14 protein-coding genes are annotated in these 19,263 nt (G+C 62.8%); 5 read left to right on the top strand and 9 right to left on the bottom strand.

Going from position 1 to position 19,263, the window contains the following annotated elements; all coding sequences use genetic code 11:
• Window positions 1–1,233 precede the first annotated feature (1,233 nt).
• Together RBA40_RS23625 and RBA40_RS23620 are read right to left on the bottom strand one after the other, a co-directional pair.
• Complete coding sequence (locus RBA40_RS23625; protein ID WP_306650459.1) at window positions 1,234–2,571, bottom strand: RHS repeat-associated core domain-containing protein; 1,338 nt, start codon at window positions 2,569–2,571, stop codon at window positions 1,234–1,236.
• A gap of 7 nt (window positions 2,572–2,578) precedes the next feature.
• Window positions 2,579–5,290 (bottom strand): RHS repeat domain-containing protein, encoded by a 2,712-nt coding sequence (locus RBA40_RS23620; RefSeq protein WP_306650458.1) that lies wholly within the window; start codon window positions 5,288–5,290, stop codon window positions 2,579–2,581.
• 222 nt (window positions 5,291–5,512) lie between these two features.
• On the opposite strand from RBA40_RS23620, the gene RBA40_RS23615 reads away from it, so the two are divergent.
• The 3 genes from RBA40_RS23615 to RBA40_RS23605 all read left to right on the top strand — a co-directional run bounded on the left by RBA40_RS23615 (window position 5,513) and on the right by RBA40_RS23605 (window position 9,305).
• On the top strand, window positions 5,513–6,688 hold the full coding sequence (locus RBA40_RS23615) for a glycerophosphodiester phosphodiesterase (RefSeq protein ID WP_374710539.1): 1,176 nt from the start codon (window positions 5,513–5,515) through the stop codon (window positions 6,686–6,688).
• 83 nt (window positions 6,689–6,771) lie between these two features.
• Window positions 6,772–7,383, top strand: a complete 612-nt coding sequence (locus tag RBA40_RS23610; protein ID WP_306650455.1) for a hypothetical protein — start codon at window positions 6,772–6,774, stop codon at window positions 7,381–7,383.
• Window positions 7,384–7,583: 200 nt separating this feature from the next.
• On the top strand, window positions 7,584–9,305 hold the full coding sequence (locus RBA40_RS23605; protein ID WP_306650453.1) for a L,D-transpeptidase family protein: 1,722 nt from the start codon (window positions 7,584–7,586) through the stop codon (window positions 9,303–9,305).
• Here the strand turns inward: RBA40_RS23605 and RBA40_RS23600 are convergent.
• Both RBA40_RS23600 and RBA40_RS23595 read right to left on the bottom strand, forming a co-directional pair.
• Window positions 9,286–9,531, bottom strand: coding sequence for a hypothetical protein (locus RBA40_RS23600; RefSeq protein WP_099878816.1), 246 nt, complete (start codon window positions 9,529–9,531; stop codon window positions 9,286–9,288). The two genes, RBA40_RS23605 and RBA40_RS23600, sit on opposite strands and share 20 nt — an antisense overlap.
• 53 nt (window positions 9,532–9,584) lie before the next feature.
• On the bottom strand, window positions 9,585–10,784 hold the full coding sequence (locus tag RBA40_RS23595; protein ID WP_306650452.1) for an NnrS family protein: 1,200 nt from the start codon (window positions 10,782–10,784) through the stop codon (window positions 9,585–9,587).
• A 222-nt stretch (window positions 10,785–11,006) separates the two neighbouring features.
• Here RBA40_RS23595 and RBA40_RS23590 point away from each other — a divergent pair, with 222 nt between their 5' ends.
• Window positions 11,007–11,252, top strand: coding sequence for a heavy-metal-associated domain-containing protein (locus RBA40_RS23590; protein WP_306650450.1), 246 nt, complete (start codon window positions 11,007–11,009; stop codon window positions 11,250–11,252).
• 7 nt (window positions 11,253–11,259) lie between these two features.
• Here the strand turns inward: RBA40_RS23590 and RBA40_RS23585 are convergent, their stop codons facing one another.
• From RBA40_RS23585 to moaA, 4 genes are all read right to left on the bottom strand, one after another.
• On the bottom strand, window positions 11,260–13,908 hold the full coding sequence (locus RBA40_RS23585) for a hypothetical protein (RefSeq protein WP_306650449.1): 2,649 nt from the start codon (window positions 13,906–13,908) through the stop codon (window positions 11,260–11,262).
• Window positions 13,909–13,984: 76 nt separating this feature from the next.
• Entirely contained in the window at window positions 13,985–14,644 is a 660-nt protein-coding gene (gene narL, locus RBA40_RS23580; protein WP_306650448.1) for a two-component system response regulator NarL, read from the bottom strand.
• Between the two features lie 18 nt (window positions 14,645–14,662).
• The gene (locus RBA40_RS23575) at window positions 14,663–16,609 is read right to left on the bottom strand and encodes a type IV pili methyl-accepting chemotaxis transducer N-terminal domain-containing protein (protein WP_306650446.1); all 1,947 of its coding nucleotides are present in this window, start codon (window positions 16,607–16,609) and stop codon (window positions 14,663–14,665) included.
• Window positions 16,610–16,673: 64 nt separating this feature from the next.
• Complete coding sequence (gene moaA / locus RBA40_RS23570; RefSeq protein WP_306650445.1) at window positions 16,674–17,648, bottom strand: GTP 3',8-cyclase MoaA; 975 nt, start codon at window positions 17,646–17,648, stop codon at window positions 16,674–16,676.
• A 311-nt stretch (window positions 17,649–17,959) separates the two neighbouring features.
• Between moaA and RBA40_RS23565 the strand changes: the two genes are divergently transcribed.
• Complete coding sequence (locus RBA40_RS23565) at window positions 17,960–18,478, top strand: hypothetical protein (RefSeq protein ID WP_306650443.1); 519 nt, start codon at window positions 17,960–17,962, stop codon at window positions 18,476–18,478.
• Window positions 18,479–18,619: 141 nt separating this feature from the next.
• On the opposite strand, the gene RBA40_RS23560 is transcribed toward RBA40_RS23565, so the two are convergent.
• On the bottom strand, window positions 18,620–19,263 hold a 644-nt coding region (locus tag RBA40_RS23560), incomplete at its 5' end, for a class I SAM-dependent methyltransferase (protein WP_306650441.1).

Genomic DNA, 19,263 nt, shown 5'->3' with positions numbered 1-19,263 from the left:
ACACTAAAGCCATGCTGCGGCGTCGGAGAGCACCCTTCTCCCGGTAGGTAATGCTCAAGCTGCCGCTTGCGCATATTGTAGGTTTCCCTCATCAGGAAACGCTTACCAAGTACCGATTCCGCGCGCCTCTCTGCCGCGACATCGAATGCCAGCAGGTTATTGCTGAGGAACAGCCGAAGCCTACGGGCGTAAAAGTGAGGCCGGCGACGAATGGGTACCTGATCCCCCGCTCATGAATCCTCTTTTTCGGCACGCCCCCCGCTGTTTCCTCATGCCTCTGCAACTACGGCTTTTGACAATGAAACTTATTCAATTTACACACCCAGGGAAGCCAGCCACTTATGAAAAGGACGCGTCTTTCATCATCGGTCAAGCTCAAGTCGTCGGTGCCAAGGACCCTAACAAATTGAATGCGAACCCCATCCCGCACGTTTCTACCAGAACGACGAAAAATTGCCGAATCAAGCGACCCAACGACTTCATCCACTCTGCCAAATTTAAACCCATAAGCCGTATAAAAATTTACAGCCCCCACCAAAATGAAAACAATGGCAATGGTCAAGCAAAGTGTCAAACTCGAAGAATAATGTTGGCCAGTTTTCGTTAACGATACAGCTATAGATGTAGCGTAAAACGATATCGCCAAGCTTCCTAGCCCCATCAGAAAATATACGAATGAACGCGTTGTATCGATCATTATCTGCATCCACACTCTGTTTTGCGCGTTTGTTCAGGCTGCCCGCGCTGTGATTACCCCATAACCCGCGCGCCTAGATGCCAGCCTCTCTTGACTAACTTGTTTTATCATTTGACTGGCTTGTTTGGATTTCGGATTTGAATGTGCAGATTTCTGTTGTCAGCAAAAAAACAGCACTTTCTCATGCCGGTTCGTTAGCATCGCTACTGTGTTTCTTTGTTGCCTTTGGCCTGCCGCTCTGCCCACCTCATCAACAACAGTCCAGCACTACCAGTTATGGTGCCAGCGCCAAAGCAAATTCCAATAACCACAGGGGCCCATGATGAGTATTGGTCGTCCTTTGCACCTAACCAAACAGGCATCCAGTAGATAGCATATGAGACGCAGAATGAAACCGCCGCGACGATCAACATTTTAGTTGCTGGACTTTTCAGATAGCGACATAAAAATGCAGCTACCGATGAGAAAAATATTGTTAAGATTATCGATATGTACATTATTTCCTCCACATAAACTGCATCATCACAGGCTCATTTCTATTTTTTATATTCGCACGCCATTGGGCAGGAGGCGGCGTTATCACCAGGAGGACGAATGCCGTCTCTTTGCATTGCGCGCACAACAACAGCCGACATCATTTCACTTGTCATTGATGCGGAAACCGCTAAATTTCCATCACAAGATTGAAAGCACGCAGACCTTTTCGAAGCGTCGCAAGGGTTATCCTTTCGACATTGATAGTAGCAGATATCATGAGTTTTACACGCTGTGTCTAATGGAGTGGTGGTGGATTTGTACAAAGCATTATTGGCAGGGGAGTACTGTTCTTTTCTCCCGCCAGTCCAGTCAGGACCACACCAATTCCCATGCACCTTTGCAAGCCCTAAGGGATCTATTGAACCAAGCGGATCACTATCTACATATGCATACGTATTGATTCCGCCGATCAACCCGATCGGGTCGCTTTCAATGTACCGCCCCGTTTGGGGATCGTAGTGTCGATAGTAGTTGTAATAGAGGCCAGTCTCGCGATCATAATACTGCCCCGGAAAACGCAGATTGCAAGTAAATTTACTTTGAGAATTCGGGTTTTCATCAGGCGCATCGTCCCCGAACGGATTTGAGCTATCCCAGCGCCACACCATCTGGTTGGTGCTGGCGCGCGTGATTACTCGCGGTGTTCCTAAATGGTCTGCATAGATATAGTATGCATTCTCCCCAGTGACCGCCGGGCGCGGTTTGATTACAACGATCGGTATATTTCCAAGATATATCGTTTCCTGCATCGGCGTGCCAGCGCTGTCGTACTCCCCAAGAATGCGGCCAGACTCGTCGTACACCAAGTAACTCGTTGCCCCTGTTGAATCCGCCTTTGTAGTCCGTTGTCCAAGTCCGTTGTAGCGATATTGAGCTGCAGCACCGCCGCCTGACGCGCTGCTGAGACGCCCGTTGTTGCCGTAGGTGTAGCGTATCGTATCGTCGCTGATGAGGTTGCCCGTGGCGTCGTACGTATTGCGTTTTGCCGGCAACGGCCCGGAAGTGGCAGTCAATCGATTGCTGCCGGGATCTATCTTGTTGAGGTAGCTATTGGCTCCCAGAATAACTTTGGTCCGGTTACCGTTCGCGTCGTACTCGAAGCGTTGGCTGGCGATGGCGCTGGTGACGCTGATCAGGCGGTCACGTCCATCGTAGCTGTAGCGTTGGTCCAGTCTGCTAGACGTGGCGTTCCCCGCGTGCGTGCTGGCCACGATCCGCCCGGCGGGATCGTAGCTGAGCGTGCGCATCGATCCGCCGACTTTGAGGTGGCCAAGCGGATAGCTGACAAGACGGTTTTCAAGATCGAACTGGCGCTCGTATTTGTTGGGACTGCCCACGCTGTGATTACCCCATAACCACGAGCGCGCTGGGCCGAACGCCTGGTACGCCACTTCGCTCAGAATCGTCGTGCGCACGGCGCCGGGGCGCATCAGACTCAACGCGGACGGTCTGCCATTGCTGTCCCAGTCCGTTGACAACGTAGCGCGTCCGCAAGCGACGCGGGTCGAGCACGGATGCAAGCTGATCCTGCTGCGTGTAGCCGTAATCGATCAGTGCGGGTTTGCCTGTGGCGTCCGTCGCAGGCAGCGTCTGTTGAATCAGACGATTGAACGTGTCGTAAGTTCCCTTGCTGACGCGCGCCATTTGATCGGTACTCGATATCAGATTGCCGGCCGCATCGTACTCAAAGCGCGCGCCGGGGTCATTGGCACTGCGCTGTTCCCGCTGCAGGCGGCTGAGCGCATCAAACGCACGCGTGGTCTGCGCCACCAGTTTGCCGCTCGGGTCTTTCACTTCCTGGCGCACGGCGTTGCCCATGGCATCGAGCGTAAAGTCGATGCTGTTGCCAGCTCGGTCGCGCAAGCCGGTCATGCGGTGGGCGTCGTCGTATGTGTAGCTCAGCGCCGAGCCGTCGGGTGCAATCATGCGTATCAGTTGTCCGGCCACATCATACTCGTAACGCGTGGTTTCGGCGTGTCCACCAGCGGCGCGGATAGTGCTGGACGTTAAGCGCCCGCGCGGGCCGTATTCCAATCCGACAATCTGGCCCGTCGCAAGTTGAATTTTTGCCGGCAAGCCCTCCGGGCTGTATTCGAAGTAACTGGTGATCTCGCCAACGCTTTTGCGCACACTTGCCAGGTCGCCGGGGTGGTGAGTTGGGCTGGTATCGGCGTAATAGACCATGCTCGACGTTACAGCCTTGCCATAGGCATCAACCGGACCGCTGCTCGTCAGCACCTGTCCGGCGCGGTTGTACGTGTAGCGCCATTCCTGGACAGGTCCGGTTCGGGCAGCCGCAAAGCCGAGTCCTCCGTTACTGTCGGTAGTGGCCTGGACGGTCGCGCGGCACACGGCAGCGATTGGTTTCCCATTCGGCAGCACTGCGCCTCCGGCGCACTCCACTACTTTCCCGCTGGCATCGCGCTGCCCGTTATAGATCGTCGTTTCCACGCGCCCCGGCGAGGCGATACTGCTGGCCAGGGGCCAATCCGGATGCCAGCGCGTACTCGTCTTGCGCTGGCCTGCCGGAAGCGCGGTATCGGTGCTCGCGGGGCACGCAGCATCTTTGGCTAGGCCCGTCATGCGTGCCAGTTCGGTCCCACGGATGGGATCGCTGATAAAGCAGGTCTTGTTTCCATTAAAGTCAGCACGGCTTGTCACATCGCCCGCAGCGCCGTAGGTCGTGGCGCTAGCGCTCGCAGCGCAGCCAGCGCCGGCGGGTCGGCTCTCCGCGGTAATCCGGCTCTGGCCACTGGCGTCGTACGCAAGGTCGATGCTGCGGCTGCTGCCGAGCGGATCGGTGACGGTTCGGCCGGTCCGGGTGGGATAGGCGAAAGTGTAGCGCTGGGCGCCGCCGGCATGCTCCGACAGCACGGCCTGCCCGTCGCCGTTGTACGCGTACGTGGCAAAGCGCTTGCCGTGTTCATCGGTGATTCCGGTAAGCAGGAAGCGATCGTGAGCATCTTCATAGTGGTACGCGCGCGATGCAATGCCGGTACCGGAGAGGTCGAGGAAGTGCACACCGATCAGGCGCGACATTCCTTCGATCGTCACGCCGCCGGCAAAGGCGGCCGGTGCATATTCGTAGCGTACGCTCTCCGTCGCGCTGGAGATCGACGCGATGAGGTCCTCCTCCCATGTGATCGTCAGGCTGCGCCCGTTGCTGTCAACGATTTTGCTGAGCTGATTTTTCTCATCGTAGGTGTAGTGCGTCGCCATGCCGTGGCGGGCGTGTACGCTGCCGAGCCTGAAATCGTCGCCGAACCGGAGGTAGCGTTCGACCGTCCCACCCGGGGTTGTCAGGAGCCAAACGGTGTCATCAGGGCCTTGCACGTCCAAGGTCATGCCCTTGTCGTAGCTTGATTCGTAGCGACCATCGGCCTTCCGCAAGAATTGAAAAACGCTGCCGTCGCTCAAGGCACCCCTCACTATTGGCCGGGTCGCGCGCCCCGTTGTTTGCGGCGCGGAAAAGACACGCTCGAACGAAAACGACCAGCCCATGCCGGCGGATTGGCCAAGTGCGTTTTCGCGCACGCTGCGGTAGGTGCGCTGGACACGCAGTGCATCATTGGCGCCTCCGACCAAGTCGGTTTCATGCTGGACTTTGGCGCCGCTGGCATACTGCACTGGGTTTCCCGCTGCCTCTCCACATTTCAGGGCAACAGGAATCTCCCGCCCCTCCTTTCGACAAACGCCCTGTTCGTAAGTTTTATATCCGGGCTCACATTGCAGGTGGGTGTTCGCATACCAGGAAACGCTGCCTCCTGAAGAAAGCCTGTAATAGCATTGAAAAAAGTCGCGCCGGCCTTTGTAAGGCCGCATCAAGACCAGCTGCAGTCCGGTGTGATTCCTCGCTGTTCTTTGACAAGCAGTAACCGGGTCGGGCACATAAAGATCCTGATTGAGCACCCCCGCCGTGTAAGACCACCAGCCGAGCGTTCCCTCCGGCAGGCCATTCTCCGCATGCACACGCCCATGCAGCAGGACAAAGAACAGCAGCGCGAAACGCATAAAATGAACAGTCGCCGGAACATTGCTGGCGGCCGGAAGCGGCATGGTTTTCCTGTCTTCTGCGAGAGAACGTCGGCGGTAAATTACCTGCTGGAAACCCAATGGTAGCGCTCTTCAACCGTTTGTCATTGCGATACGGCAATATTCACTAATCACCGGTTCTGCGCGGAGTTTGTTCAGCCACCGCATACCCTCCCCTCACGGTCCGTCATCAGCTTGTCATTTCCACCACCTAGAATTCCGCCTTTAATACAGGGAGACTCAGCAATGGCAATGAAACGAAATCTGGCAGTCATGTGCGCCGCCACCATGGGGTTGGCCGCGTGCGGCGGCGACGATCCGGTCGTCCTTAACACCCTCGACGGCAAGGCACCGCTGGTGGTGGCGCACCGTGGCGCCAGCGGCTACCTGCCGGAGGAAACCGTGGAAGCCTACGCCATGGCCATCGAGCAAGGCGCCGATGCCATCGAACCGGATGTGGTGTCGACCAAGGACGGCGTCCTGATCGCCCGCCACGATCCCAACCTGGTCTACAGCACCGACGTCGCCTCGCACCCGGAGTTTGCCAGCCGCAAGCGCAAGATGAACGTCGATGGCCTGGTCGAGGAAGGCTGGTTCGCCGGCGACTTCACCCTGGCCGAGATCAAGACCCTGGGTGGCATCTCCACCGACGCCGAACGAGCGCAGCAGTTCAACGGACGCTACAAGATCGCGACGATCCAGGAAATCGTCGACATGATCAAGAAAAGCGGCCGCAACATCGTCATGTATCCGGAAACCAAGAACCCGACCTTCCACCGTCAAAACGGTCTGCCGCTGGAAGACAAGCTGCTGGCCCTGCTCAGCGCCGCCGGCTGGAACAGCAGCACCGCGCCGGTCTTCGTGCAATCGTTCGAGCCAGGCAGCCTGAAATACATGCGCGGCAAGGGCTCGACCGTGCGCATGGTGCAATTGATCGACGCCGACGACGTCGACCTGAAAACCGGCGCCCTCACCTACGCCGCCCCCTTCGACCGTCCCTACGACTGGGCGGTGGCGGGCGACAAGCGCCTGTTCAGCGCCATGGTCACGCCGGCCGGCCTGGCCGAGATCAAGACCTACGCCGACGCCATCGGCCCGTGGAAGCGTTATATCGTCAGCACCAAGGGCAGCACCGGTGCCGACGGCAAGCTGGTCGACGCCAATAACGACGGCAAGGTCAACGAAGCCGATACCACCACCACCGCACCTACCACCCTGGTGGCGGACGCGCACAAGGCCGGCCTGCTGGTCCATCCCTACACCTTCCGCAACGAAAAACGGCGCCTGCCGCTCGACTACAAGGGCGACCCCAAGCTCGAATACAAGCAGTTCTATGCACTCGGGGTGGATGGCGTGTTCTCGGACTTCGCCGATACGGCGCTGGCCGCGCGCGCCGATTATTTCCGGGAGATCGGCTACTAGATCCTGACGCCGCCACTATGGTCTAATGCGCACCGGGAGCGAGCGGTACTCCGCTGCATCCTCCCAAGCCTTTCAAGGACCCGATGCCCTCTTTTCGCTACCTGTTGGCGCCGTTGGCGGCGTGCTTGCTGCTCAGCGGCTGCCTGATGAACTCCACCCGGCCCCTGCCGTCCGGGGGGACGCCCAGCTTCTTCTGGCGCGCCGTCGTGGTCTACGGCATTGGCATGGAGGGAACCTGGGATGCTCAGCGATTTGCCGTCGAGCTCGAAGAATACAGTCTGGCGGACCAGGCCATCACCGGCGGCTGCCTGTTTTATAACCGGACCGAGGGCAGTATCCCATCGGTGCCGGGGCCGGTGCAGTACGTGGCGTTCGACGTACCGGCCGGCAACTATGCCTACGGCCGGCTCATCGACGAGCCGAGCGGGAAGGCGACGGCCTTTAACGCCCCGGCGGGACGCATCGTCTATCTCGGCGACTTTATCTACACGCGTGAGAAGCGCATGGAATTGCGGCGCGACCTCAAGGCGTTCGAGCAGGTCCGCAAACAGGCGCTACCGGACCTCAAGGGCGAAATTGCACTTGCCGAGACACAAACTGTCGCGCGGCCACGATTTTTTTATGTGCTCCCTGACTCCACACGACAGATAGTGCCGTTTTGGCAACCCCACCGGCCCTTGACGATGCCGGGATAAAGCAGCGTGCCGGCCTGCCGTCCGCCGTTGCGCATGCGCAAAAATGGGCGCATCCTGTTCTCGGTTCAAGCCGGTCCAATCCCCAAAACCAGGCGGTTGTTGCGCTGACGCTACCTTTTTTATAACTTTTCCGGCAACAGTCATGTCACCCGGTTCAGGTTCGATTAAGATGGTCGGATTTTTACTGTATGGAAACTTAAATGATCGTCGGCAAACGAAGCTTCCGCCTAAGCGCAATCGCCATGGCACTGGTGGTCTGGCTTCCCTCCGGCGGCACCAGCGCGGCTGCTCCGGCGCCCGCGGCCCCTATTGCCACCGTCGCGCAGCCGGCGTTGACGGGCATGGCGGCCGAACTGCGCACGCTGGCGATCACTGCGGCGGCGGTGACCACGCGCACCCCGCGCCCCTATGACGAACGCGACTGGCTGGCCCGCTTTTACGTGGCGCGCGCCTATGCGCCAGCCTGGCAGGACCGCGGCCACAAACAGGCCAGCGCCGCCATCGCCCTGCTGCAAAATGCATCGCTGCATGGTCTTTCGCCCGCCGAATACAACGCCGACGGGCTGGCGCGCCAGCTGGCCGACCCGGCCGCGCGCACCAGCGCCCGTTTCGACGCCGCCATGACGCAAGCCATGCTGCACTACCTGGCCGACCTGCGCGTCGGGCGCGTGCGTTCCGAATACCACACCACCCTGCCCGACCCGCGCCTGACCAAGACCGATCCGGTCGACCAGCTGCGCTTGGCACTGCTGAGCCAGCGCCTGGACCAGGCCGTGGCCGCCTCCGAGCCACGCATCCCTCTGTACCGGCGTGTGATGGCCACCCTGGCGACCTATCGCAAACTGGCCGAGCAGCCATTCACGGCGCTGCCGCCGCTGCCCGACGGCGTCAAGAAGCTCGAACCGGGCGCGCCGTACGCGGGCGCGGCCATCCTGCGCGCGCGCCTGATCCAGCTGGGCGACCTGGGCGCCAGCGCACCGGCCGAGCCGCCCGCCAGCGCCGGCGTCTACACGGCGGCCCTGGCCGAAGGCGTCAAGCATTTCCAGGCCCGCCATGCGCTCAATGACGATGGCGTGATCGGCACCGGCACCCTGTCGGCGCTGAATGTGCCGCTGACGCGCCGCGTGCGCCAGCTCGAACTGGGCCTGGAACGCCTGCGCTGGCTGCCCGATTTTCCTGACGGCCGCCTGATCGCCGTCAACCTGCCTTCGTTCCGCCTGTGGGCCTTGGAACTGGGCCCCGGCGCCAAGAACCCGCTGATCGAAATGCGCGTGATCGTCGGCGCAGCCGTCAAGACGCCGACGCCGCTGTTCGTGGGCTCGATGCGGTACGTGGAATTCAATCCGTACTGGAACGTGCCGCGCAGCATAGAAAAAGGCGAAATCATTCCGAAGCTGGCGCGCGATCATGGCTACCTGAGCAAAAATGAGATGGAACTAGTGCCGCTGGGCGGCGGCGCCCCGGTGTCGGTGGTCGATGCGGAGACCCTGGACGGCCTGCGCGCCGGCCAGTACCGTGTGCGCCAGCGTCCCGGTCCGCGCAATGCGCTGGGCGCGGTGAAGTTTGCGATGCCGAACACGGACAATATCTATCTGCACTCGACCTCGGCGCAGAGCTTGTTCAAGCGCGGCCGGCGCGACCTGAGCCACGGTTGCATCCGGGTCGAAAACCCGCTCGGCCTGGCCAAGTTCGTGTTCGGCGACCAGCCGCAAATGACCCCGGAAGCCATCGAAACGCTGATGAAACCGGCGCCGATGAAAACCGTCAGCCTGAAAAAGCCGATTCCGGTGGTGCTGTTCTACTCCACCGCCGTGACCGACCGCGAAGGGCTGGCCCTGTTCCCGGAAGACGTCTACAAACGCGATCCGGCGCTGGAAAAAGCGTTAAAGGTGCGTAGCGATGCTATTGCGCAGGCGCACTGACCACGCGCTTGAGGCGCTGCCCGTGGATGCCCCACAGGCAGTCGTCGCCATCGACGCGGCCGGTTAACACCCAGCCGGTGCCGATTTTCTGCACGCCTACTTCGCCGCCAATCTCGGCGGCGAGCTTTTCGGCCCACATGCTGGCCGACCCCTTTCCCTTGAACAGTTCATTTCCTTCAAAGATTACCGTGGCATCGAACACGGGCATGGCAAATACGGTCGTCATTTTCTCTTGATCACTTCAGTTGGTGGAACGGACGCACATCCTACCATTTCGCCTCAGCCCTCGCGACCATCGATGCGGGCACGCCACAGATACGGCGTATAGACCAGCAAAAACAGCACGAACGACAGGCTCCAGCACACACCCGACGCCAGCAGCACGCCATTGCGCCACGCGGCGGGAACGAACTGCGCCAGCAAGCGCAGCACCGCGCCGGCCTGGATCAGAAAATACATGATGGGCTCGTAGCGCCCCGCCTTGAGCATCCTGCCCGTGTGGCCGAGCGTGGTGCGCGTCATCATGCCGAGAATCAGCCCGGCCATCGACCCGACCGCGAGCGCGTGAAAGCCGGCGCTGGCCGTGCCGATGCCCAGCGCGGCCAGCGACAGCAAGCCAAACCCCAGCGCGATCCAGGCGTAACCGAGGTGCAAAATCCACAGCAGCGGCACGTGCAGGGTACGCTGCGGCTGCCAGCCGGCCAGGCGCAGCAGCATGGCGCAGGCGGCGGACATCATCAGCGCGGCCGTCAGTGCGCCCGGCAGCGAAAGCACCCATGCAATGCTGGCCGCGGCCGTCAGGCCCAGCGCGATACGGTCGTAACGCGGGCGCACCAGCGGCTTGCTGCCGGGCGCGCCGTTGGTGGTGAACATCGGAATGACACGCCCCCCCATCACCGCTTCGATGATGACGATCACCAGAATCGCCGCATGCACCGGCGTGAGCGGCGAGAGGCCGATCCAGCCCAGCGTGGCGGCATGAAACAGCGCATTGGCCACGGTCAGCAAGCCGAGCAAGGCGATCAGGAACAGGTTGCGCTTGTTGCCCGACTGTTTCAGCACGCGGTACAAGGGCCAGGCCGCCAGCGGCAGGAACAGCAGGTCGACCACGGCGGCGGCCAGCGGCGGCGCGCACAGCATCGCGCCACGCCCGGCCAGCCACACGCCGGCGAGGGCCGCGAGGTGAGCGCCGTGCGGGGTCGGCAGATTGGTCCAGTTGCGCCCGGCCGTGAACAGGAAACCGATGATGACGGCAATGGCCATGCCGTACACCATCTCATGCGCGTGCCAGCCCAGGCCGCCGTGCGGCATCGTCAGCCAGCCGAGATATTGCGCCAGCCACAAGGGCACCGCCAGCGCCGCGAACGCCGCCGTCAGGATGTAGAAGGGCCGAAAGCCGAGCGCCCACACGGGGTGTTGTGCGCTCCAGGGCGCATGGTGGACCGGCGCGGCCGGTTCGTCGATTGTCAGCAGACTCATTTCATCACCCGTTTAAAGTTATATCTAATATACTACTTTACAGCGCCGCCCCGGGCAACGACTATCGCGCGTGTTTTGACGGGAGATCGCGCGCGCTGCCGGAGAAATGCGCCATTCTTGATGCAGGTTATGCTTTTCGAACAAATCACACGGGCTTCTGGACGCGTGGCGGTGCGGCGCTTTACGCTGTTCGCATCAACCACGCCCATCATCGGAGAACATATGCAAACCGCCCTGCTCACCATTCCCGCCATGCAGAACCAGACCGTCGCGCTGGCCGTCGCCCAGGCGCTCGAAGCCGTCGCCGGCGTCGAGACCGTTCAACTGACCCTGGCCACCGGCCGCGCGCGGGTCGGCTACGACGAGGCGCGCGCCTCGGCCGAGCAGCTGCGCTTCGCCGTGACCGCCGCCGGCTTTACGGTGGCGGCGCCAGCCAGCGGCGGCTGCTGCGGCGGCTGCGGCGGTTAAGCCAGGGTCAGCGCCGCTTGCGCGGGCGGCGCTTTGCAGGTGGCGCCGACGATCGTGCCGTCCAGACGTGACGGCACACTTTCCACGGGTCGGTCTGGCCGGCCTTGAGCTTGCCATCTGTCGGACACCCCGAGGCCAACATGCCCAACTCCTCCTCGCGCGCCGGACCCGGCTGGCCGAGATACGTGCGCAGCGGCGCCAGGGGCGCCAGCGCGCCGGGATAGCCGTTCAGCGCGGCGGCGTAGCGGCGTCCCATGCCGTCGTTGTTCGAGAACACGCCGCAAGTGGTCTGCTCCGTCCCGATCTTGTCGATGGCGAAGGCAATCCAGAATGCGTCGGGCAGCCAGGCGATGCCGGACAGGTCAGGCGCGCAACCGGGCACGGCCGCGTATTCCCGGCCCAGTCGCACGACAATCTCCTGTGTCGCAGGGGATAAGGTCGCCTCCTTCGGAAGCAACGCCCACGGATTGGCAAACGCGGACGTTTCCACATTGAGCCCGTCATGCAAGCTGGCCTGCATCGCGTTCGCCGTGTGCAGCAGCATTCCGAGCTCGAAGGCCTTGCGCCAGCTTTGTTCCAGCTCGCCTGGCGGCCAGGGAGCCGTATGGCGCAGCAGCACGGACAGCTTTGCCGTGATGAAGATCAGCCGGTGCACCGCCACGCGCTTGAGCGCCATCAGGTCAGCGTTTTCGGCCGCGCTCAAGTCGCCGTTGCGGTCCGCAAGGTGGGATGGTATCTGCAACGGTGTCGCCAGCGCGAACCCGGGTTCGATGGCATTGAGGATGGCGGGCAAGCGGACTGCGTCGGGGTTAAGTGAAATCAGCGCATGCAGCAGCGGCAGGCAGCTGTCCGCACCCTTGCCGGCGCAGCGCTGCGCCAGAAGGTAGTCGCTCAGCTTTTGTTCCAGAATGGCGGCCGAGCCCGCGCCGCGCGCCGTCAGCGGCACGTCTGGTGCCGGGCGGTTGTCGTTGCTCTGCATGCGCACGCACTGGCCGAATTCATGGGGCAGCCCCCAGAAAACGCCGTTCTCCATGGCCCACAACATCGGCTCGGTGTGCTGGACGTGCCATATCGGCGGGGGCAAACATCGCATCAGCGCGACCTGGGCGCCGGCTTCCCTGCCCCAGCCGGCGTCCGCATAAAACACGTCGGGACGACGGATGATGCCGCTGCCGGCACCCAGCGGCCCGACCGGCTTGTCGATACCGCGCTCGGGATACCAGAACGCCCACAGCGCTTGCGCGTCGGACGGCTTGTCGAAGGGTAGCAAGTCCCAGGCGCCCGCCTGGTCGATCAGCGCCTCCTTGGCGGTACTGTCGAGCGCGACGAAGTCGGGCATGCGCGTCATGCGCGCCAGCGTGGCGCGGTCCAGCGTGCTCCAGCTCTGGGCTACCGGGTCTTCCTGGCGCGCACGGCGGCGCGCTTCGGCGGCGATGGCGGCGAAACGCGCCTTTTCGGGTAGCGGCGGCCCGGCCGCGCCGGCGCAGCCTGCGGACGGGGCAAGGCCGGCAGGGTCGGACTGCCTGGCGGCCGGCCACGCCGGCTGCGGCGCGCCCACACGGTAAATGCGCCGCACCGCACCATCGCCGCGCGTGAACAGCAGCGCTTCCCCCGTCGACAATGGCGCCAGCTCCGGCCCGTAGGTGTCGGGCAGACGCTGGGCCGAGGGTATCCAGTGCAGGCTGTCCGGATCGAGAAAGGCGACATGGGTGGAATCCGTGGATGCCAGAGCGACCACAGGGTCGCCGATGCCATAGTTCGACACGTCATCGGGACGGCCGCCCCCTTGCCCGCGAGCGGGCAGTTCGATCCAGCGCGACGCCTTTTCGTCCCACAGCAAGGGGGCACCCAGCGTGCCGCGCCGCCTGGCAACCGGGTCGACAAAGTCGGCATGGGTGACCACCACGCGCCCGTCCGCCAGGCGGCGGTGGCTGATCGTCAGGTCGTCCACATTGGCCAGCGATGGTGGCCGCGCCCGCACATCCCAGCGGCATGTACTGGTGTCGAACAAGACGGGCATGGCCGGGGCTGCGCCATCGGCGATCTGCCGGCCATCGAGCGTGCCGCGCACACCGGCCGCGGCCAGCATGGCGCGCGTGGCCGCCGTCGGCGCCACGATGCGCGGCTTGCCGTCCGCCAGCCCGATCAGCACCGCGCTGGCCGCCAGGTCATCGTAATCGAGCCTCTTGCCGCCCTTGCCCGACCCCAGGCACGCCAGCGCGTACTGCGCGTTGACCGGCACCAGCGCCTGCACCACGGTGGACGGGGGAAACGCCAGCGGCGCCGAAAACGCCCGGGCCCGCGGGTCCCACCAGATCAGAGAATCGTGAACGAGATCGGCCTCGGTGTGGGCGCGGCCGGTGATGAGGGTGCCACCGGCGAGCGCAGTCCATTGCCTTTCCACGCCGGTGTGTGCCGGAAACCCCCTGGCCATGCTGAATACATTGTTGCGCGCATCCCAGACTTGCTTGCCTGCCCGCACCGACAGCAGGTAGTGGTCGCCACCGAGCGTGACGAAACGCGGGTTGCTCGGGTCCGGCCAATCGATCACCGCGTACGGTGCGGGCGTATCGGCAGCGGGATTTGCCGCTGCCCGGGCCGGCGCGGGCAGCGCCCAGGCCAGTCCGGCGATCAGCATGGCCTTGATCAGGTGCATCGAGAGTCCTGTTGTATGTTTCTATAACGTAATTTTATTCAACATCGCGCGGCAAGTCACGCCAGCTATGCATCGGCTACTTGAGGCGGTGCTCGACGGCGAACACGGCGGCCTGCACGCGGCTGGCCAGTTTCAGCTTCTTGAGCACGTTCTGGACGTGGATCTTGACCGTGCTTTCGGCCAGGTCCAGGTTGCGGGCGATGCATTTGTTGCTTTCGCCGCGCGCCAGGCTCTCGAGGATTTCCTTCTCGCGCGGGGTCAGCTTGTCGAGCTCGGACGCGGGAGCGTCGCCCGGGCCACCCGCCTGCAACTGCGCCACCAGCTTGCCGGTCATGGCTTCGGCCACCACGGTTTCGCCGGCGGCCGCGCGGCGGATCGCGCGCAGCAGGTAATCGGTGTCGATGTTCTTGATCAGGTAACCGCTGGCGCCCGCGCGCAGCGCCGTGGCCAGGTCGTGCGACTCTTCCGACACGGTCAGCATGACGATGGCCGCATCCGGGCAATCCTGCCGCATCAGCTGCAGCGTTTCGACACCGGACATGCCCGGCATGTTCAGGTCCAGCAGCACCACGTCGGGCTGCAGCTGGCGGGCGCGCTTGATGCCTTCGACGCCGTCGGCCGCCTCGCCGACGACGGCAAACTCGGCGTGGCGCTGCAGGAGCGAGCGTATGCCGCTGCGAAACAGGCTGTGGTCGTCCACCAGCAGCACGCGGATCGGTTCATTCGTGGTGTCCATGATTCCTCTATATTAGTATCAGGCGGCGCGGCGGTGTGCCTGCGGCAAGGTCAATGCGATCGTGGAGCCCGCGCCGGGGCTGGACGTAACGACCAGCGTGGCCTCGATGCGCTGGGCGCGCTCGCGCATGATGTGAATGCCGACGTGGCTGTCACCGCGGCCTTCCAGCAGCGCCGGATCGAAGCCGACGCCATTGTCCTCGATGCTGAGTAAAAAATCGTGCTTGTCTTCCAGGCGCACCAGCACCCGGCTGGCGCCCGCGTGCTTGCGCACGTTCGACAGCGCTTCCTGCACGATGAACAGCAGTTGCAGCTGCTGCTCGCGCGGGAACGGAGCGCCGTCGACGTCGGCAACCAGCTCGGCGGCGATGCCGGTCTGGCGGCGGAACTTGTCGACCGCCGTTTCCAGCGCGCCGACCAGACTGCCCTCGACCAGGCGGCTGCGGAAGTTGTACAGCAGCTCGCGCACATCCTCGTAACTTTCCTGCACGCCGGCGCGCAGGGCCGGCACGATCTCTTCCACATCGCCGAGCTTGCCGTCGCCGACGGACTGCTCCAGCATCTGCACTTGCAGGTTGAGGAAGTTGAGGCCCTGGGCAATACTGTCGTGCAGCCCCTGGGCTACCAGGTTGCGCTCTTCGGACACCGCCATTTCGCGTTCGCGCGCGCCCAGGCGCAGGTTTTCGATGGCGGTGCCGAGCAGCTGGCCCAGCGTTTCGAGCAAGCCTTGCTCGCGCGCGTCGAGCACGCGCGCCGAACGGAAATGCAGGTTGAAAAAGCCCAGGTGCTGCTGGTGCGCATAAATATGGAACACCGAGACCGTGGCGAAGCCTTCGCGGTGGCATTCGAGCTCGTAACCCTTGTCGAGCTTGCGCAGGTCATGGATCACCGTCACTTTTTTCTGGACCGCTTCGCCGCACAGGCAGTCGCCGACTTTCATGCAGTGTTCGCGCTCGACCAGGCGCGGCGACAGGCCATGGTGCACCACCATGTGCAGGTTGTCGCGGCCGGTATCGAGTACGCGCACCGAGCCGCCATCGGCATGGAAATAGTCGCTGATGCGCTGCAAGAACCCTTGGCACAGCGGCTCGACCGGCTGCGGACGCTGCAGGAAGGCGGCACTGTCGTACAGCAGGGCCAATTCGCGGTTCTGGTGTTCCAGCGCGGCCGTCTTGGTCTGCACCAGGTCGGCCAGATTGCCGTACAGCGCCTGCAGGCGGTCGGCCATCTGATTGAATCCCTGCGCCAGCTGGCCGAATTCGTCGACGCTGTCGACCGCCAGGCGCACTTCGAAATCCTTGTCCTTCATGCGGTGCAGGCCTTCGTGCAGGCGCGTGACAGGTTCGATGATCAGACTGAACATCAGATAGATCAGGCTGACTGTACCGACCAGGGCCAGGGCCAGCAAGGCCAGCTGGGAAGCGCGCAGCCAGAAAGTGCGGGTTTCGCTGTCGCGCTCGATCAGCTGGACCAGCGCGTTGACCCGGCCGGCGAAGCGGTCGGTACGCGCCAGGTAGCGTTGCAGGGCGCCGTCGCCGACGCCCTGTCCGGCCGCCAGCGCCCGGGCCGCGGGACGCAGTTCGCGCTGCCAGTCGGTGTTGATGCGCTCGAATTCGCCGAGGATGGAACTGGTGGGCGGCAGGAACAGGGGTCGCTGCGGGTCGCCCAGGCGCAACTGGGCCAGGGTGGCGTCGATCTGCGCCATCTGCTGGCCCGCGCTGGCCTGGCGCGGTGCATCGTTCGCGGCGTCCCCCTCACCCGTTTGCGACAACAGGATTGCCAGCCGGTAGCTGCTCATGCGCAAGCTGCCGGTATCGTTGATGGCGGCCGCGCTGCCTTCCAGTTGCCAGGACAGGTACAGCGTCACGCCAATGGCGAACAGGGCCAGCGCGAGGAAACCCACCAGCGCACCGACGATCTTGGTCGAGAGCTTGTGGCGGGACGGAATGAGGGTGTCGAGGGTCATGGGTACTCCTTGCTGACGCCATGATACGCTGCTGCGGTGCAAAACGTTCCCGCCGCAATGGCGCTCATCCGCCGGTCTGCGACATGAAGCGGATGATTTTTCCGGGTTGCTCGCGAAATTCGTGTTTTTCGGGCTTGAGTTCGATGGCCGCGCGGATCGCCTGCTCCAGCTCGGCATCGCTGCCGCCGCCGCGCAGCAAGGGCCGCATCTCGACCTTGTCTTCCTGGCCGAGGCACAGGTACAGGGTGCCGTCGACCGACAGGCGCACGCGGTTGCAATCGGCGCAGAAATGCTGGGACATCGGGGTGATAAAGCCGACGCTGGTGCGCCCGTCCGGCGTGGCCAGGTAGCGCGCAGGACCGCCGCCGAGCGTGGCCGACTGGTGGATCAGGCCGAAATGGCGGCGCAGGTGGCGTTCGATCGGGCCAAGATCGAGCCAGGTGGCGTCGCGCCCGGTAGTGCCCATGGGCATCGCTTCGATCAGGCGCAGCACGAACTGGTGCTCGATGCAAAAGGCGACCATGGCGTCGATCTGGTGCTCGTTGACGCCACGCAGGGCCACCATGTTGATCTTGATCGGATCGAAACCGGCCGCCTTGCCGGCCATGATGCCGTCCAGGATCATGCCAAGGCTGTCGCGTCCGGTGATCTGCTGCATGCAGGCGCGGTCGAGCGAATCGAGGCTGACGTTGATGCGCGACACGCCTGCCGCGCGCAGTTCGCTGGCATGGTGCGCGAGGCGGGTGGCGTTGGTCGAGAGCGACAGGTCGTCGATGCCGGGCAGGCTGGACAGCCGCCCGACCAGTTCGGCCAGGTTGCGGCGCAGCAGCGGTTCGCCGCCGGTCAGGCGCAGGCGGCGCGTGCCGAGACGGGCAAAGGCCGCCACCAGGCGCTCGATTTCGTCGAAGGTGAGCCAGTGCTTCGGTTCCTCGAAGCCCTTGAAGCCTTTGGGGATGCAATAGCTGCAGCGCAAATCGCAGCGGTCCGTCACCGACAGGCGCAGGTATTCGATCGATCGCCCGTACCGGTCGCGCAGCATAGCCCTACTCCCCTGAAGATGAATGACAGGCCGATTGTAGCGGGATGGGGTGGATTTGAATGTGCCCATGACGGGCTAGCTGGACTAGTCATAAAGGACTATGTCGTCAGGCGCCACTGATCGTGACGGGAAATGCGATACCGTCATTCCATCGGCGATCTCGCCGGAAATGCCGTTCGATGATGCGGATCGATGGACGCAAGCGACGCACCCGAACCGGCATGTGGATCGAGAGCTTACAATATACCAATATTAACGAGTAATTATGTGGCAGAGCCGCCAATGATTGCCTTCACTGGAGAGGTCGACGAATGAGATTACACGCAATATTCTTGGGTGCGCTGTTGCCGCTGCTGGCATTGTCGGGATGTGCCTCATCACGCATGTATCAGGGACCGACGCTCGATAGAAGTGAGCTTGCCTTGCTGTTCATTCACGGGCGTCCGAACAGCAAGTACCGCATGATCGATGGTAAGCCTGTCGATTTCATCTATGGCGGCAGGGTCCTCGAATTCGCACCCGGCAAACATGTGTTTCAAGTGGAGTTAAGCACCTTCCGAATCGAGGGCTGGCCGATCAGCAGGCAGACGACGGATTTCCTGATCGGGACGTACGAGAACGAAATCGACATGCGGCCGGGATATACCTATGCGCATGATTTTCATACGGTGAACGCGCATCAATTACCGGATAGTTTGTGTATGGATGGCGAACCACATGATGCCCCGGGAAGTTCCGTCAACGCCACCGGTGAATTCCGCCGTATGAGTCCTACAGGGGAAAAGCTTGTTTGCGTGAGGGCCGAATCAGTGAGACCGAACAAGAAGTAGGATCGAGCCCGGCCGGCGCCTTGTGCGCGGCTCCCGGATTGTTACGACAGTGCGCTGCTTTCCGGGATTAAATAAGACAAGCCTTGGAGCGCCGCGGTCCCTTGTGGGGACGGGCTCAGACCACGGATGACCGCCCTGTTGCTATGCCGCTGGCAGGTGCCTCGTTTCGCCGATCAGAATCAGCGACAAGGGCATGCCTGTTTCGGGATGTGCCGGTTCGCGCAGGTCGACCAGGCTCAGGCCGCTATCCCTGAACAGGCCGAGCCAGCTTGCGAGCGTACGGAAGTACCACGGCGCGGGATCGCAAAACGCGTCGCTGAAGCCGGCCCAGCTGCCAGCGCGCCAGCCGTCGCGGTAGTCGCCTGAGACGCAGGCCGCCCCCGGATGGATGGTCTGGACGATCAGCGCACCGCCGGGGGCCAGGAACGAACCGGCCGCGCGGAACACGCCTTCCACCGATTCCTTTCCAAGCAGGGAGAAGTTGCAGACCGCGACATCGGCAGCCATGGAGAGCTTGCCTGCGCCAATCTCTTCGTACGAGAGCACGCGAAAATCGCCCTTGCCTGCCGCGCGCGCCTGCCCGATCAGCGCGGGGACCACATCGACGCCGACCATGGCGATCCCGTCGAGCGCGCGCACCAGCCAGCCTTCGCCGCAGCCGATATCGATACCGCTGGCCGGCGCGCGCCTGCGCACGGCGTCGACGATCGCCTGGTTGGTGACGAGGGTGCGGCTGGCGATGGCGCCGCTGCGCACCGCATCCGTCCATGGATCGCTATTGTTCA

The sequence above is a fragment of the Massilia pseudoviolaceinigra genome (assembly GCF_030846505.1).
In the GTDB taxonomy this organism is placed as follows: Bacteria; Pseudomonadota; Gammaproteobacteria; order Burkholderiales; family Burkholderiaceae_D; genus Telluria_A; species Telluria_A violaceinigra.
The sequence above is the reverse complement of the archived record's forward strand: the minus strand, read 5'-3'. Positions and strand labels throughout refer to the sequence as shown.